We start from the raw sequence: 16807 nt of genomic DNA, 5'->3' as shown, positions 1-16807 counted from the left end.
ATCTGACCGGGTTTCCAGAGCCAATGGAGGCAACCATGGCATTGCGACTGAAGTTGATGCGTTTGCTGGTTGGCGTGGTCCTGCCCTTGACGTTCGCAAGTTCGTCCTTGGCACAGACCGCCCTGTCGGCGTACATCGGCAAGGCGCCGCAACCGTCCTTCGACACGCCTGACATGGCGCTCGACAAGCTGAAGGCGGTGCTGGCGGCCAACGATCTGAACGGGCTTGCGGAACTGCTCGGGCTGAAGGCCGACAAGCTCAAGGACAACAACGCGGCCATGGTCAGCTACGCGCTGATCCGCGAGGGCGCGTCGCGGCTGATGAAGCTCGAGGATCTCGATGGGCGCAAGGTCGTCGCCATCGGCGACAGGCTCTGGCCGCTGCCGTTTCCGCTGACGAAGGGCGCCGACGGCAAGTGGACGTTCGACACGCGCACCGGACTGGAGGAGATCGTCAACCGCCGCATCGGCGAGAACGAACTCGCGACGATCGAGACCATCCATAATTTCGTCATCGCCCAGCACATCTATGCCTCGGAGGATCGGACTGGTTCTGGCATCTACGAGTATGCGCAGAAGCTGATCAGCTCGCCCGGCAAGCGGGACGGCCTCTATTGGCAGGCTGGTCCCGGCGACGAGGACAGCCCGGCTGGTCCGCTGATCGAAACCGCCGCCTTCGGCAAGGCCAAGCGCGGCGAGGGCTACTTCGGATATCGCTACCGGATACTGACGGGGCAGGGCGACAACGTGCTCGGCGGCAAGCAGAGCTACATCGTCAACGGTCACATGACGGCGGGCTTCGCGGTGATCGCCTGGCCGGTCAAGTACAGGGAGACGGGTGTGCAGACATTCATCGCCAACGGCATGAGCGTCATCTACCAGCGCGACCTCGGGCCGGAGACGGAGAAGAAGGCGGCGGCGATCAAGACCTTCAATCCCGACAACAACTGGTCGGTCGTGTCCGAATAGGCCGAAACGCATTCGGGAGGCGGTTGTCCGAAACAACCGCCTCCCGCGAAATCGATGAGTGCTCGCAGCCCCTCCCAGGGCTTTATTTGACCGGGGGTTCCCAGGTCAGGAACAGGCCGACATCGCCGGGCATGCCCCCTGGAAAGTCGATGATCATGGCCTTCAGGCCATAGCCCTGCGGCTTGGCAAGCTGTTCGAACAGATCAAGAAGCTCCTTTGCCTTCCCCTGAAGCGTCTTCTGCCATCCTGGAAGGCTGTTGTTGATGGCGCGGCCACCGTCGTCGCAGAAGCTTGAGGGGAAGCTGTAGATCATCGCTTCGTACTTGCCATCCGCCGCGGCCTTCATGACGAGGCGCTTGATCATCGCGCGTTCCTTCTCGTCGATATGCTTGCGGAAGAAGTCCTCGACGAACTCGGCATGCTTTTCAGCCTCTCGCGCCTTGATCTTCTCGTCGCGCTCCATTTCGGCGATCTGGAGCTCAAGGGCGCGTTTGCGCAGTTCTTCGGCGCTGGCCATGGAATGGGGTGCGGATGTCTGCGTCGATGTCATCTCTACGTCCTCCAAGTTCATCCTTCAGGGATGATAGGGCGGATGGAGAAGCGAAGGCAGTATGATACGCGGGGGTGGCTGTAAGATACGGTATGTTACGGCTAGGGCCCGGAAACGGCTTCAAATGCCGGTCGTCGAGGTCGATCCGGCCCTAGTTGCAATCGTGTGACGGCTCCAATTCTGGCCTGCCGAGGCCGATGTGCGTTACGGTAATATACGCTCCATTCGCGCGACATCATGCCATCGTCCCGCCCGTCGATGTGACCAGTCAGGGACGGATAGGATGAAAAGATCAAGACGAGGGATTCTGATAGCGGCCGTTGCGTGTGTTTCCATGGGCACTGCCTGGGGAGCCTCGGCGCAGACCTTGAGCTATGCGGATGCGGTGACCAAACTCGCAAGCGATTGCGGCGCCGACATCCAGAAACTGTGCAAGGGACTGAACCTCGGCAGCGGCCGCATCGCCGATTGCCTGCAGCAGAACGCGGCGAAGGTTTCGCCGAGCTGCAAGGCTTCGCTTACCACCGTCTTCCAATCGATCACGACGCGCGAACAGGCGCAGACGGCCTATGAGCGCGTCTGCCAGCGAGACATGTCGAAGAGCTGCAACGGCATCAAGGGGGACGGCTTCGTCCTTGCCTGCCTGATCAAGAAGCAGCCGCGCGTCAGCGACGAGTGCAATCAGACAATCACCAATGCGGGATGGAGATGAGGCGATGAAGCGGGTTCTTTCGAAAGCAATCATTCTCGCGGCGGCGGTTATCCTCGTTCCAGCCCTGGCATCGGCGCAGGAAGTGTCGCAGGAGCGTATCGTCAAGGGGCTCGGCAAGCTGACCTCCGCTGCGCCAGCCATCGATCTCGAAATCCTGCGGCAGGAGGCGATCAGCGGCGGCAGCAAGCAGATGTCGGAGTTGCCGAACTGGAAGCGTATCGCCAAGCTGCCGCAGATGGTGGTCGAGATCAATTTCGAGAACGATTCCGTCGCGATCCAGCCGAGTTCCTACCGCACGCTCGGGCTGCTTGCCGACGCTCTGCACCATCCGAACCTCTGGGACTATAAGTTCCTGGTTGTCGGGCACTCGAGCTCGACGGGCGACGAGAAGCACAATCTCGATCTCAGCGAGCAGAGGGCGGCAGCCATCAAGGAGGCCTTGTCCACGACCTTCGCGGTCGATCCGCAGCGGCTTTATGCCGTCGGTGTCGGCGAATACATGCCGATCCCGGGCACGGACACATCGGGATCGAACAACCGGCGCGTACAGCTGATCAATCTCGGCGTCTTCACGAAGAAATCCTGAGATCGTCTTCAAGCAAGCCGGAAGCTCGTGAAATATTTCCCGCATGCGTCTGGCAGACACTGAGTAAGAATACATGAAACGACCCGCGTGGAGTGATCCGCGCGGGTCGTTTCATTTCGGGCAAGTTTCTCTGCTCAGCCGGGCATTTGGCCCATCCGGGACAGCGTGACGCCAGCTTCGGCCGTTATGGGTCACGTCACGGTGTAAGCTGATACAATTCGGGATATACGCAATGTTGAACATCGTCGTACCAATGGCAGGGCACGGAAGCCGCTTCGCCAAGGCCGGCTATACTCTCCCCAAGCCACTTCTGCCTGTGCACGGCGTGCCGATGATCCGGCTGGTGATCGAAAACCTTCGCCCCTCGGTCGAGCATCGCTTCATCTTCATTTGCCAGGCCGCCCACGTCCAGGAGCATGGGCTGGGCGAGAACCTGCGCGCCTGGGCGCCGGGCTGCGAAATCTTTCTCGTCGAGCAGGTGACCGAGGGTGCCGCCTGCACGGTTCTTCTCGCGCGCGACGAGATCGACAACGATCAGCCGATGATGATCGCCAATTGCGACCAGTATATCGACGTCGATATCGACGATTATCTTGAGGCCATGGGCGATCTCGACGGGATGATCATGACCATGACGGCGGATGATCCGAAGTGGAGCTTCGTTTCCTTCGGCGCCGATGGCTATATCGACAACGTCGTCGAGAAGCAGGTGATTTCCGATCACGCGACTGTCGGGATCTACAATTTCCGCAAGGGCTCCGACTTCGTCTCCTATGCGGACCGGATGATCGAGCGCGACTTCCGCGTCAACGGCGAGTTCTACGTCGCGCCGGTCTATAATTTCATGATCGAGGACGGCTCGAAGATCGGCGCCTATTCGATCGGCTCGGTGGATGCGGGCATGTACGGTCTCGGCGTTCCGGAGGACCTCACCCATTTCCAGAGCCTGCCTCTGTCCGTCGACGTGACGCGTTCGCTGGGTGCTGCGGTATGATCGAGGTTCTCAGCCATCGCGGCTACTGGAAGACGCCTGAGGAGAAGAACTCGGTCGAGGCCTTCGTTCGCTCCTTCTCGCTCGGCTTCGGCACGGAGACCGATGTGCGCGACAGCCAGGCGGACGGCGCGCCTTCGATCGTCATCTCGCACGACATTCCGCGCGGGGGAGAGATCTCGTTCGCCGAGTTGCTTCGGATCGCCAAGCAACACGGCTCGCCGTTGCTGGCGCTGAACATCAAGGCCGATGGTCTGCACGACATGCTGGCGGAGGTTCTGTCGAGCGAAGGCTACAGCAACTATTTTCTGTTTGACGCGTCGGTCCCCGATCTCATCCAGGGCGTGAAGCGCAAGATGGTCTCGTTCACGCGTCTCAGCGAATATGAGCGCGAGGCGTCGCTTTACGACGATCCCGGCGTGACCGGTGTCTGGATCGACAACTTCCTGCCGGGGCGCTGGTACGACGCGGCGCTGATCGAGCGCATTCTTGCCGACGGCAAGTCGGCCACGCTGGTGGCGCCGGATCTTCACGGTCGTCACGACGAATATGAACCATTTCTCCAGTGGCTGGTGTCTTCGGGGCTCAACGAGCAGGACGGGCTTTCCGTCTGCACCGACTTTCCGGAGCGCGCGCAACTGATATTGACTGGCCGGGACGCAGCATGACCACGCTTAAGGCGATTATCTTCGACATGGACGGCGTGCTGATCGATGCACGCGAATGGCACTATGAGGCACTGAACCGGGCGCTCGAGCTCTTCGGATACACCATCCCGCTGCACGAGCACCTGACGATCTTCGACGGCCTGCCGACGCGGCGCAAGCTGGAGATCCTGACGACGACGCGCGGGCTTCCCGAAGCGCTGCACGGCTTCATCAACGAGATGAAGCAGCTCTACACGACCGAGATGATCCACACCAAGTGCAAGCCGACCTTCAAGCAGGAATACGCGCTGGCGCGGCTAAGGGAAGACGGTTACCGGCTCGCCGTGGCGTCGAACTCGATCAAGAGCACGGTGTCGCTGATGATGTCGAGAGCCGCACTCGACGGCTATCTCGAGTTTCAGCTGAGCAACGAGGACGTCAAGCACGGCAAGCCGAGCCCTGAGATCTACACCAAGGCGATCACCATGATGGGCCTGACGCCCGAGGAATGCCTGATCGTCGAGGACAACGAGAACGGCATCAAGGCGGCCAAGGGTTCCGGCGCGCATGTCATGGTGGTGAACGATATCGCGGATGTGAACTATCCCGCGATCACCGAGACCATTCGAAAAATCCACGGTTGATGAGCTTGCGATGAATATTCTGATCCTGATAGCCGGCGAGCCTCGCATCCAGGCGATGGAGGCCTATCCGACCGCGCTGGTGGAAATCAACGGCGTACCCCTGGTGCAGCGGCAGCTGGCCGAATGCGCCAAGATCCCCGGTCACCGCATCATCGTGGCCATGCAGAAGAAGGACCTGGCGCGCTACCATCTCGACGAGGTCGTGCGCCTGCTGTCGCCGGAGGCCGCTGTGGTCTCGGTCGAGGACAAGACGGAAGGGGCCGCCTGCACGGCGCTGCTCGCCGCCGGCTATATCGACAATGACGAGCCGCTGCTCATCCTCAACGGTGATGAATTCCTGACGGTTCCCTTCGATGGCGTCATCCAGAACTTCGTGGAGCGCGAACTCGATGGCGGCACGATGACCTTCAAGTCGGTGCATCCGCGCTACTCCTTCGTCCGGCTCGACGAGCAGAACATGGTGGTCGAGGCGGCCGAGAAGCATCCGATCAGCGACAACGCGACGGCCGGCTTCTACTATTTCCGGCAGGGACGCGATTTTGTGCGCGCGGCGAAGAACGCGATCCGCAAGGACGCCCGGCACAACAACATGTTCTATGTCTGCCCCGTCTATAACGAGATGGTGCTCGAGGGTAAGAAGATCGGGATCTTCCCGATCAACGCCAAGGACTTCCATCCCATCAAGTCGGATCGCCAGCTGATCGAACTATCAGTCACGGAAGGTGACAAATGAGCGACAAGCCACTCACCCTCAACGACATGATCGGCGGCTGGTTCATCGGCGACTTCGACCCCACCGTCGTCAAGACGGATGCGTTCGAGGTCGGCGTGAAGCATTACGTGGCCGGCGACAAGGATGCGGCGCATTACCACAAGATCGCGCGCGAGATCACGCTCGTCGTCTCCGGCACGGTGCGGATGATCGATCAGGTGTGGGAAGCGGGAAGCATCATCGATATCGAGCCCGGCAAGGTCAACCAGTTCGAGGCACTGACCGATGCGACGGTGACGGTCGTGAAGATCCCGAGCGCCAAGAACGACAAGTATCTGGTCTGATCTACCTGGAGAAAGGCGTTCGCGGATGGTTTCGCGGGCGCTATACTTTGAAGGCAGCCTATAAAGCAGAACGCCCGCATCGATGATCTCGATGCGGGCGTTCTTGTTTGACTGCTTGCCTGTTATTCCGCGCGGATTTCGTGCAGAACCATGCCGGTGCTGCCTGCCATGCTGGTCAGCCGCGGCCGGTTGAAGACCGTGTAGAGCGGGTTGACGCATTCGGGGTTGGCGAACAGCGTGTTGGTGTCGAAGTAACCGTCCTCGATGAACTTCAGATTGTCGTGCATCGTGCGCAGATAATAGTACATCATGTGCAGATGACCGCGGCCGGCCAGCTGGTTCATGATCAGCGCATTGTGGAAGGCGGGAATGGCGGCCTTGCCGATCACGTGGATCGCATCGCCGACGCGGCGGTGATCGCGCCAGTAGTCGCGATATTCCTTCCAGGTGAAATGGATGCTGTTGATGTCGATCTTCAGGTCCCAGGCGTCGAACGGCTTCTTGAAGGCCAGGTCGAAGCGGACCACGACAAGCGCATCGTAATCGGTCTTCTCGAAGATATGCTTCAGCGCTTCCTTGTAGGTCTCTGCCTGCGAGCTTCCCTTGGGGTCGAGCAGGATCAGTTCGCATGGCGCGAATTTTTCCTGCAACTCGGCCAGCGCCGGGCTTTCGTATGTCGCCAGATAGACCGTGGCGTCGGGGTTCTTCGCGCGGATCGGCGCGATCACGTTCTCAAGCAAGGACGCGGCGTTGTCCCGCCCGTCCATCGGCAGGCCGAAACGATCCTTTTCAAGAAAGTTATGGCCTCTAATCAATATAGACAGTCGCATTCTGGTCGTCCCTATCACCCAATAGCTCCATGAACGCCATTTTACTTGTGCCGGGCTTGCCTCGGGGACGAATCGGTGTGCGCCGCAGCATCCGGAGCCGCCGCCAGGGCAGGATTTGTGCGTTAGGCCCAAAAAAGGTCGGAAATTATTGCGGGCGGGCGGCGCTATGCTGCTGGAGCGTCGCGCCGACATTTGCTATCCGCCGCTTCGGATCGACAGGTAACTTGCGTTTCCATGGTGATTCGTTTTTATTTCTACAGTATTTCTAATTGATAATCTGGGAATTAAAAAAGAGAATCATGGTTCTGGATCAGTTTTTCTCTTTCCTATTCTATCGTTTTGAATTGATACGTTAAGCACCGGCCCGTGCATGCAGCCATTGTTGCAATCGCCAGTCGATCCGTACGGTTTCGGCTTGAAAAAAGACATGGTGTCCCAATTGCATCTAAAAAAATGACGATTTAAACTTCCGGCGACCGAATCTGTAACAAGAGTGCAGCTCCGCTACAGCCGACGTTAACTCGAAATTAAAGACTGCCGAATAAGAGTTTTACTGCTCGCGATAGCTCTACCGAGGAGTGCGGTTGGCCGGTTTGTCCATGATGGACGCTGGTAAACGGTGCCGGGGGTTAAGAAGTTCGCGGTCATTGGCGTAGGGATCAGAGCCATTTTGGCTCTGGGCGCATGATGCCCTCCTTTTGCGCTGGCTCGTCCGAGCCATGTTTAGTTTGACCCAATTTTGTTCCGACAGGAAACCCGGATCGTCGATGCCGACGACGCCGTGTGGCCGGCTTAAGTGCGGCTATACGCGTCCGACCGACGAAGCGGGATGATGTCTTTTGATCAGCTAACGCGAGGGGCGCTCGTCCATGACTTCCATTGTAACTTCTCTGACCGTCAATCAGATCCGGGCGCTGTCGACGACCGCGATCGCCAATCTGTCGTCCGATGACGTGGCACTGCTCACGACGACACAGATCAAGGCCTTGAGCTCAACGCAGCTCGGCGCTATCGAAACCCAGGACTTCGTTGCTCTTTCCTCCCAGCAGATGAGCGCCGTATCGGCGACCGCGCTGGTTGGTCTGAAGCTCGAGCAGCTGGCAGTTCTTACCACGGGCCAGCTCGGTGGTCTCTCGACCACGCAGGTTGCTGCTCTCTCCACCACTGAAGTCGCAAACCTCTCCTCCGAACAGATCGGCGCGCTTTCGACCGGTCAGGTGGCTGCTCTTACCTCCAAGCAGATCGCTGCGATGGGCACGGAAGACGTTGCCGCCTTCACGACCAACCAGATCGCGGTTCTGAAGACCACACAGCTCGCCGCGCTCTCCTCCGCGCAGATCGCTGGTCTCTCCACCGATCAGGTCGTTGCGTTCACGTCCTCGCAGGCCGCAGCGCTGACCTCTGTTCAGCTCGGCGCCATCTCGTCCGACGGCATCGCCCTGTTCTCGACCGACGAGATCGCTGCCATCAGCACGAAGGCTCTCGGCGGCCTCAGCACCGATGGCATGGCGGCGCTCACCAGCGACCAGGTCATCGCGCTCAAGACCAGCCAGGTTGCTCTCCTCAGCAGCGCCCAGTTCGGCGCCCTGAACTCTGACCAGATCGGCGTCCTCACGGGCTCGCAGATCGGCGCTCTCGGCTCCAAGCAGCTTGCTTCGCTCTCCACCGACGTCATCGCATCGCTCAACACCGACCAGATCGTCGCGCTGAAGACCACGCAGGTCGCAGCCCTCACCACCGACCAGCTCGCAGCACTCGACGTCGCCCAGGTCGGCGCATTCAGCTCCGCCCAGACCGCAGTGCTTTCCTCCGCGCAGTTTGGCGCGCTGACCACCGACGACATTGCGAGCTTCTCGACCGACGAGATCGCCGCCATCAACACGAAGACGCTGGCCGGCCTGTCGACCGCGACGCTCGCAGCTCTCGACACGGACCAGTTCGCAGCCCTCAAGTCCAGCCAGATCGCTCTGCTCACGACCTCGCAGGTCGCATCGCTGGGTTCCGACAAGATCGCCGCGTTGAAGAGCGACCAGGTTGTCGCCCTGACCTCCAGGCAGCTTGCAGCACTGACCACCGATGAAGTCGCAGCGATCACCACCGACAACGTCGCCGCCATGAAGACCGGGCAGATCGCCGCTCTGAACAACAGCCAGATCGCCGCGATGTCCTCCGAGCAGATTTCGGCGCTCACCGGCGCACAGATCGGCGCAATGTCCTCGTCCGAACTCTCGGCGCTGTCGACCGACGACATCGCGACGTTCACGACCGATGAAATCGCTGCCATCAGCACCAAGGCTCTCTCCGGCCTGTCGACCGATGTCATCAACTCTCTGACCAGCGATCAGGCAGTCGCCCTGAAGTCGAGCCAGATCGCAATTCTGAGCACCGCCCAGATCGGCGCATTCTCCACGGACAACATCGCTATCCTGACCAGCGATCAGGTCGGCGCCCTGAACTCCAGGCAGATCGGCGCGCTCACGGCGGACGAAATCGGTGCGATTTCGACGGACAACGTTGCCATCCTGAAGACCGCGCAGGTCGCGGCCCTCAGCTCGGCGCAGATCACCGCGATGTCTTCCGAGCAGGTCGAGGCTCTGACCAGCAGCCAGGTTGGCGTCCTCAGCTCCGCCCAGCTCGGCGCGATGTCCACGGACGGCGTCAGCTCCTTCACCACGGATGAAATCGCCTCCATCAGCAGCCGCGCTCTGACGGGTCTGAGCACCGACGACGTCGCCGCTCTCAGCAGCGACCAGATCGTCGCGCTGAAGACGAGCCAGGTCGCTCTCTTGAGCAGCGCGCAGCTCGGCGCCATCTCCACCGACAACATTGCTCTCCTGAAGAGCGACCAGGTCGGTGCCCTGACCGCCAAACAGATCGCCGGTCTCTCCAGCGACGCTCTGAGCGCTATCTCGACCGACAACGTTGCAACTCTGAAGACGGCGCAGATCGCTGCCCTGACGACGGCGCAGATCGGCTTCCTGTCGACAGACCAGGTCAAGGCTCTGACGACCGGCCAGGTCGGCGTCCTGACGGCCGGCCAGATCGGCGCGATGTCTAGCGACGACATCATCACGTTCTCGACCGACGAAATCGCCGCTATCAGCACGAAGGCCATTGCACAGCTCTCCACCGACGGCCTCGCTGCATTGGATAGCGATCAGGTCAAGGCTCTGAAGTCGACCCAGGTCGCGCTTCTGACCACCGCTCAGGTCGCATCGCTTACGACGGACCAGGTGTCCGTGCTCGGCAGCGACCAGGTTGGCGCCCTGAACTCCAGGCAGATTGGCGCTCTCACCACCGATGAGCTTGCTGCCCTGTCGACCGACAACGTGGCCATCCTGAAGACCACGCAGATCGCCGCGCTGAGCAGCCTGCAGATCGACGCCCTGACGTCCGATCAGGTGACCGCGCTGACCAGCACCCAGGTCGGTGTGCTGACCTCCGGCCAGCTGCATGCCCTGTCGAGCGACGACATCGTGTCCTTCACCACGGATGAAATCGCTGCGATCAACACCAGGTCGCTGTCGGGTCTGACCACGGATGCGGTCAACGCTCTCAGCAGCGATCAGGTTGTTGCTCTCAAGACCAGCCAGATTTCCGCGATGGGCACCATCCAGCTGAACGCGCTGACGACTGACAACATCACCAAGCTGCTGAGCGACCAGATCCTGGCGCTGAGCACCAGCCAGCTTGCTTCGCTGTCGACCGATGACATCGCTGCGATCTCCACCGACAATGTCGGCATCTTGAAGAGCTCGCAGGTTGCCGCTCTGACGACGGCGCAGATCGACGCCATGTCGAGCGACCAGGTCGAGGCACTGACGACCGGTCAGGTCGCGGTTCTGACGGCCGCCCAGATCGGCGCAATGTCGAGCGACGACATCGTGACGTTCTCGACCGACGAAGTGGCCGCGATCAGCACGAAGGCCATTGCGCAGCTCTCCACCGACAGCCTCGCGGCTCTGGACACAAACCAGTTTGCCGCTCTGAACTCGGGCCAGGTCGCGCTGCTCACCACCAGCCAGGTCGCATCGCTTTCGACCGACAAGCTGGCTGCCATCGGTAGCGACCAGCTCGGAGCCATGAACTCCAGGCAGATCGCAGCTCTGACCACGGATGACATCGCTGTCCTCTCCACGGATAACGTCGCCATTCTGAAGACCGGCCAGATCGCCGCCATGACCACGGACCAGCTCAATGCGCTGACCGCCGATCAGGTGACCGCGCTGACCGCCGATCAGGTCGGTGCGATGTCCTCGCTCCAGCTTGCGGTCATGACCACCGACGACATCACGTCGTTCTCGACCGATGAAATCGCGGCCATCAGCACCAAGGCGCTTGCCGGTCTGAGCACGGATGACATCAACGCGCTCAGCAGCGACCAGGCCGTTGCCCTGAAGTCGAGCCAGATCGCACTGCTCAGCACGGCGCAGATCGCCGCCCTGTCGACCGACAACATCGCGCTTCTGACCAGCGACCAGGTCGGTGCACTAAAGTCGAACCAGATCGCGGCACTGTCCACGGACGAAGTCGCGGCTCTGAGCACCGACAACATTGCCCTGCTGTCGTCGGGTCAGGTCTCCGCTCTGAACAATACTCAGATCGGCGCCATGTCCTCCGATCAGATCAAGGCTCTAACCAGCGCCCAGATCGGTGTTCTGACCGCCGACGAGTTCGCCGCAATGTCCACCGATGACATCGCGACCTTCTCGACCGACGAAATCGCGGCGATCAACACCAAGATCATCGCGGCTCTGTCGACCGACACGCTCGAGGCATTCGGTACGGATCAGTTCGCTGCTCTGACCACCGGTCAGGTGGCACTGCTGAGCACCTCTCAGATCGCGTCGCTGACGACCGACAAGGCGGTGGCCCTGAGCAGTGATCAGATTGGTGTCCTGAACTCCAGGCAGATCGCGGCGCTCAGCACCGACGACCTCGCGGTTCTGTCCACCGACAACGTGGCACTGCTGAAGACGGCCCAGGTGGCCGCACTCAGCACCGCGCAGATCACGGCGATGTCGTCCGATCAGGTCCAGGCTTTGACCAGCACTCAGATCAGCGTGCTGACCTCGGCCCAGCTCGGCGCCATGTCGACGGATGGTGTCTCGTCCTTCTCGACCGACGAGATTGCGGCGATCAGCACCAGGGCTCTGACCGGCCTGAGCACTGATGATATCAACGTGCTCAGCAGCGATCAGGTCAAGGCTCTGAAGACCGGCCAGATCGCTCTGCTGACGACCGGCCAGCTGGCTGCGATCACCACCGACAACATCGCTCTCCTGTCTTCGGATCAGGTCGGTGCGCTGACGTCGGCACAGGTCAGGGGTCTGACCACGGACGAAGTGGCGGCTCTGACCACCGACAACGTCGCAGTGCTGAAGTCGGGTCAGGTCGCGGCTTTGACCACGGATCAGATCACCGCCATGACCTCGGATCAGGTCACGGCGCTGACGAGCTCCCAGGTCGCGGTACTGACCGCAGCCCAGATCGGCGCCATGGACACGGACGATATCACCTCGTTCACAAACGACGAGATCGCGGCCATCAGCACCAAGGCTATCGTGGAACTTTCCTCGGCCAGCATTGAGGCAATGACCACCGATCAGTTCAAGGCCCTGACGACGAACCAGGTAGCGCTTCTGACCACCAGCCAGATCGCTTCGCTCTCGACCGACAAGATGGCTGCCATGAGCAGCGATCAGCTCGGTGTCCTGAGCTCGCGGCAGGTCGCGGCTCTCAGCACCGACGACATCGCGGTTCTGACCACGGACCAGGTCGCAGTGCTCAAGACCGGCCAGGTGGCTTCGCTGACGACGGCTCAGATCGACGCGATGACGTCCGATCAGATCCAGGCGTTCAACAGCACCCAGATCGCGGCCATGAGCTCGGCGGAGATCGGCGCAATGTCCAGCGAGGACATCGCGACCTTCACCACCGACGAAATCGCGGCGATCAGCACGAGGGCTCTGGCCGGACTTGCAACGGAAGACATCGCGGCCATGAACACCGACCAGCTGGGCGCCTTCACCTCGACGCAGGTGCCGGCTCTGAACTCGGCCCAGGTCGATGCGGTTCTCGCAGCCTACGCAGCGCTGAACTCGTAAGTCACGGATAGACCAAAACAGGACGCCGCCCGATCATCTCGGGCGGCGTTTTTCGTTTCGGCGCCCGGTGCCGAACAGCCTTGGATATCAGGCGTTCTCACGCTGTTTTGACGCCAATCAGCCAGCCCGACGCAAGCTCTATCCGATAGCAAGGAGCCCGACGCTTTCGTGCGTCTGTTGATCTCAGGCCATCCGGCCGCCTTGCCGTAGGACGTCCATGAACGCGAACACCGCAATTGCATCGAGCCAAGTCTCTCCAATCGCAAACATTTTGGAGCAGGCCCGTCATCAACGCCTGTCGCTTGGCGATCTGATTTCCATCGCCGAGGGTCTTGCGAATGCCGACCAGCGGCAGCAGGCGGCAGAGCTCTACAAGACGTGGATCGCGTTCAACGACAATAATCCGTTGCTGCATCTCGCCTATTTCAACTATTCCGTGGTGTCGCGTCAGGCCGGCGACATGGCCGGCGCGATCAGCGCGCTGCGTGCCTGCCTGAAGATCGATCCGCGCTTCGGCCCGGCGCATATCAACCTCGGCCGTGCGCTCGAGGATTGCGGTCTCGGCCATCAGGCCGTCGAGCAATGGCGCAGCTACGCGGAGACGACCAACGACATCACCAGCGAGCGCATCGAGCACCGTTTGATGACGCTTCAGCATATCGGCCGCGTTCTTGAGGGCGGTGGCGTGCTGGAGGCGGCGGAGACCACGCTGTGGCAGGCGATCGAGCTGCAGCCGAACCGCCCGGAAGCCGGTCAGCACTGGACGTCGCTGCGCCAGCGGCAGTGCAAGTGGCCGATCCTGACACCGTCGATCCATGTCAGCGCACGCCAGCTGCTCGATGCGATGTCGACGCTGACGCTCTCCTGCTACGCCGACGACCCGCTCTATCAGCTGGCCAAGGCCTATCGCTACAACAAGACGCTTGTCGGCCGCCCGAACCTTTCGGCCTTCCCGCGCAAGCCCGCACGCGTGAAGACCGGCACCGGCCAGCGCCTGCGCGTCGGCTATGTCTCGTCGGATCTGCGCGATCACGCCGTCGGCTTTGCGCTCAGCGAAGTGCTGGAGCTGCACGACAAGACGACCGTCGAGATCTTCGGCTATTACTGCGGCGAGCCGCGCACCGGTGACGCGACGCAGGAGCGCATCAAGGCGGCCGTCGACGGCTGGCGCGATATCAGTGCGCTCAGCGATACCGATGCGGCCAACCTGATCCGCAAGGACGAGATCGATATCCTGATCGACGTCAACGGTTACACCAAGCATGCCCGCACGAAGCTGTTCGCCTATCGTCCGGCGCCTGTCATCGTCAATTTCTGCGGCTATCCCGGTTCGATGGGCAGCCCAGTGCACCAGTACATGATCGCCGACGAGACGATCGTGCCTGTCGAAAACGAGATCTACTATACGGAAAAGGTCCTGCGGATCGCCTGCAACCAGCCGATCGACCGCAAGCGCCAGATCGCCGCGACGCCGACCCGCACGCAGGCGGGCCTGCCCGAGGATGCCTTCGTCTTCGCCTGCTTCAACGGCATGCAGAAGATCAGCGAGCCGTGCTTTGCGCGCTGGATGACGATCCTGGCTGCGACGCCGGGCAGCGTGCTCTGGCTGCTCGCGGCGGACGAAGCCGTGAACGACCGCCTCGTGCAGGCCGCCGTCAAGGCTGGCATCGATGCCGAGCGGATCATCTTCGCGCCGAAGGCGCCGAACGCGCATCACCTGGCGCGCATCGCGCTTGCCGATCTCTTCCTCGACACCTTCCCCTACGGCGCGCATTCGACCGCGGGCGACGCGATCACCATGGGTCTGCCTGTGCTGACGGTTCCGGGCAAGAGCTTTGCCTCGCGCTTCTGCAACAGCATCGTGGCCGCCGCCGGCGTGCCGGAGCTCGCCTGCAGCGGGCCTGATGATTACGTTGCGCGCGCCATCGGCTTCTTCAAGGATCGCGCAAGCCTGGCGGCCATCCGCCAGTCGCTGAAGGACAAGCGCGAGGGCAGTGCGCTGCGCGATATCCCCGGTCTCGCCCGTCGCCTGGAAGAGCTCTTCTGGCAGATGCAGGGCGAAGCCGAGCGCGGCGAAACGCCGACGCCTGATCTCAGCAACCTTGACGCCTACTACGAGATCGGCGCCGAACTCGTGCAGACGCTCACCGAGTTCGAGGATGATGCGAGCTATCGCCGCCACTACCGCGAGAAGCTGGCGCAGTGGAACGACTACGCGCCGCTTGCCATCGACACGCGCCTGTGGACGGAGCCGACGGCTTAACGCCGCCGGTCCATCCTCAAGGGTTTCAACTTGCCGCAAGGCCACAGGCAACGGGTGCTTTAGAGAATGCAGGGGAATGGAAAGATCGTGATCGTCGGCGCCGGATTGTCAGGCGCCGTGATCGGGCGGGAACTGGCGCTGACGGGGCACAAGGTCGAGATCCTTGATGCCCGCGACCATATCGCCGGCAACTGCCACACCGAGCGCGATGCCGATACCGGCGTGATGGTGCATGTTTACGGACCGCACATCTTCCATACCGACGATGCCGAGGTCTGGGACTACGTCAACGGCTTCCAGACCTTCATGCCCTACAAGAACCGGGTGAAGACGACGAGCAAGAGCCAAGTCTATTCGCTGCCGGTCAACCTGCACACGATCAACCAGTTCTTCGGCAAGACGCTGCGTCCCGCCGAGGCGCGTGCGTTCATCGAGGAGCAGGCCGACAAGACGATCACCGATCCGCAGACCTTCGAGGAGCAGGCCATGCGCTTCGTCGGCAAGGATCTCTACGAGGCCTTCTTCAAGGGTTACACCGAGAAGCAGTGGGGCTGCTCGCCGACCGAGCTGCCCGCCTCGATCCTGAAGCGGCTGCCGGTGCGCTTCAACTACGACGACAACTACTTCTTCCATAAATTCCAAGGCATGCCCGAGAACGGCTACACCGACATGATCGGCCGCATTCTCGACCATCCCAATATCAGCGTGAAGCTGAGCACGCGGTTCGAACGCGCCGAGCATGAGGATGCCAGCCACGTCTTCTATTCCGGACAGCTCGACGGCTATTTCGACTATGAGGCCGGGCGTCTCGGTTACCGCACGCTGGATTTCGAGCGCTTCAGCTATGATGGCGATTATCAGGGCTGCGCTGTCATGAACTATGGCGACGCCTCGGTGCCGTTTACGCGCATCACCGAGCACAAGCACTTCTCTCCGTGGGAAGAGCATCAGGGTTCGGTCTGCTACCGCGAGTTCTCGCGCGCCTGCGGTCCTGATGATATTCCCTATTATCCGATCCGGATGGTCGAGGAGAAGGAACAGCTGGCGCAATATGTTACGCGCGCCGAGAAGGAAGAGGGTGTCACCTTTGTCGGCCGCCTTGGCACTTACCGCTATCTCGATATGGACGTGACGATCCGCGAGGCGCTCGACACGGCGCGGCTCTATCTCTCGACGCTGTCAGAGAGCGCCCGCATGCCGGCTTTCCTGCACCGTCCGGTCTGATCGGAACATCATCGTCGTTATTGCGAAAGGCGCTGGCTGCAAGGCTGGCGCCTTTCTCGTTTCCGGTGTCGAATTTCGACCATGCAGCGTTCGATCCGACAAGACGCGCGTCCATTAGACAATCACATATTGGTGAAATGGCAGTCGCAGCTTGTCCGGAAGGCTGGTTTGGCCCTCGTATAGCGTTGTATTCTCTTGAATATATTGCTCTGCTGATGCGCCAGCCGGC

General features: G+C 61.1%; 13 protein-coding genes. 11 read left to right on the top strand and 2 right to left on the bottom strand.

The annotated features are described in order from the left end of the window. The first annotated feature begins 35 nt into the window (after positions 1–35). A complete protein-coding gene (locus ACODTZ_RS18525) occupies positions 36–968 on the top strand; it encodes a DUF2950 domain-containing protein (protein ID WP_489027136.1) in 933 nt (310 codons plus the stop codon). A gap of 82 nt (positions 969–1050) precedes the next feature. On the opposite strand, the gene ACODTZ_RS18520 is transcribed toward ACODTZ_RS18525, so the two are convergent. Next, complete coding sequence (locus ACODTZ_RS18520) at positions 1051–1485, bottom strand: hypothetical protein (RefSeq protein ID WP_402928721.1); 435 nt, start codon at positions 1483–1485, stop codon at positions 1051–1053. Between the two features lie 316 nt (positions 1486–1801). On the opposite strand from ACODTZ_RS18520, the gene ACODTZ_RS18515 reads away from it, so the two are divergent. The 7 genes from ACODTZ_RS18515 to ACODTZ_RS18485 all read left to right on the top strand — a co-directional run bounded on the left by ACODTZ_RS18515 (position 1802) and on the right by ACODTZ_RS18485 (position 6154). Further along, positions 1802–2230 carry a hypothetical protein gene (locus ACODTZ_RS18515; RefSeq protein WP_489027134.1) on the top strand — a complete coding sequence of 143 codons (429 nt, stop codon included), beginning with the start codon at positions 1802–1804 and terminating at the stop codon, positions 2228–2230. 4 nt (positions 2231–2234) lie between these two features. Further along, the gene (locus ACODTZ_RS18510) at positions 2235–2816 is read left to right on the top strand and encodes an OmpA family protein (RefSeq protein WP_489027132.1); all 582 of its coding nucleotides are present in this window, start codon (positions 2235–2237) and stop codon (positions 2814–2816) included. A 232-nt stretch (positions 2817–3048) separates the two neighbouring features. After that, positions 3049–3810: a glycosyltransferase family 2 protein gene (locus tag ACODTZ_RS18505; RefSeq protein ID WP_489027130.1), complete on the top strand. Its 762-nt coding sequence runs from the start codon at positions 3049–3051 to the stop codon at positions 3808–3810. Further along, positions 3807–4475 (top strand): PI-PLC domain-containing protein, encoded by a 669-nt coding sequence (locus ACODTZ_RS18500; RefSeq protein WP_489027128.1) that lies wholly within the window; start codon positions 3807–3809, stop codon positions 4473–4475. The genes ACODTZ_RS18505 and ACODTZ_RS18500 overlap by 4 nt, the downstream gene beginning before the upstream one ends. Then, a complete protein-coding gene (locus ACODTZ_RS18495) occupies positions 4472–5098 on the top strand; it encodes an HAD family hydrolase (RefSeq protein WP_047514019.1) in 627 nt (208 codons plus the stop codon). The genes ACODTZ_RS18500 and ACODTZ_RS18495 overlap by 4 nt, the downstream gene beginning before the upstream one ends. 10 nt (positions 5099–5108) lie before the next feature. Further along, positions 5109–5831: a glycosyltransferase family 2 protein gene (locus tag ACODTZ_RS18490; protein ID WP_047514016.1), complete on the top strand. Its 723-nt coding sequence runs from the start codon at positions 5109–5111 to the stop codon at positions 5829–5831. Further along, a complete protein-coding gene (locus tag ACODTZ_RS18485) occupies positions 5828–6154 on the top strand; it encodes a cupin domain-containing protein (RefSeq protein ID WP_112980746.1) in 327 nt (108 codons plus the stop codon). The genes ACODTZ_RS18490 and ACODTZ_RS18485 overlap by 4 nt, the downstream gene beginning before the upstream one ends. A gap of 122 nt (positions 6155–6276) precedes the next feature. On the opposite strand, the gene ACODTZ_RS18480 is transcribed toward ACODTZ_RS18485, so the two are convergent. Then, positions 6277–6984 (bottom strand): hypothetical protein, encoded by a 708-nt coding sequence (locus ACODTZ_RS18480; protein ID WP_146618528.1) that lies wholly within the window; start codon positions 6982–6984, stop codon positions 6277–6279. A gap of 869 nt (positions 6985–7853) precedes the next feature. On the opposite strand from ACODTZ_RS18480, the gene ACODTZ_RS18475 reads away from it, so the two are divergent. From ACODTZ_RS18475 to glf, 3 genes are all read left to right on the top strand, one after another. Beyond that, positions 7854–13091, top strand: coding sequence for a beta strand repeat-containing protein (locus tag ACODTZ_RS18475; protein ID WP_489027126.1), 5238 nt, complete (start codon positions 7854–7856; stop codon positions 13089–13091). 217 nt (positions 13092–13308) lie between these two features. After that, positions 13309–15354 carry an O-linked N-acetylglucosamine transferase, SPINDLY family protein gene (locus ACODTZ_RS18470; protein ID WP_489027124.1) on the top strand — a complete coding sequence of 682 codons (2046 nt, stop codon included), beginning with the start codon at positions 13309–13311 and terminating at the stop codon, positions 15352–15354. Positions 15355–15420: 66 nt separating this feature from the next. Further along, a complete protein-coding gene (gene glf, locus ACODTZ_RS18465) occupies positions 15421–16578 on the top strand; it encodes a UDP-galactopyranose mutase (protein WP_489027122.1) in 1158 nt (385 codons plus the stop codon). The last annotated feature ends 229 nt before the right edge of the window (positions 16579–16807 follow it).

It is taken from the genome of Rhizobium sp. FG113 (assembly GCF_057809895.1).
This window is presented reverse-complemented; position numbering and strand designations above follow the sequence as displayed.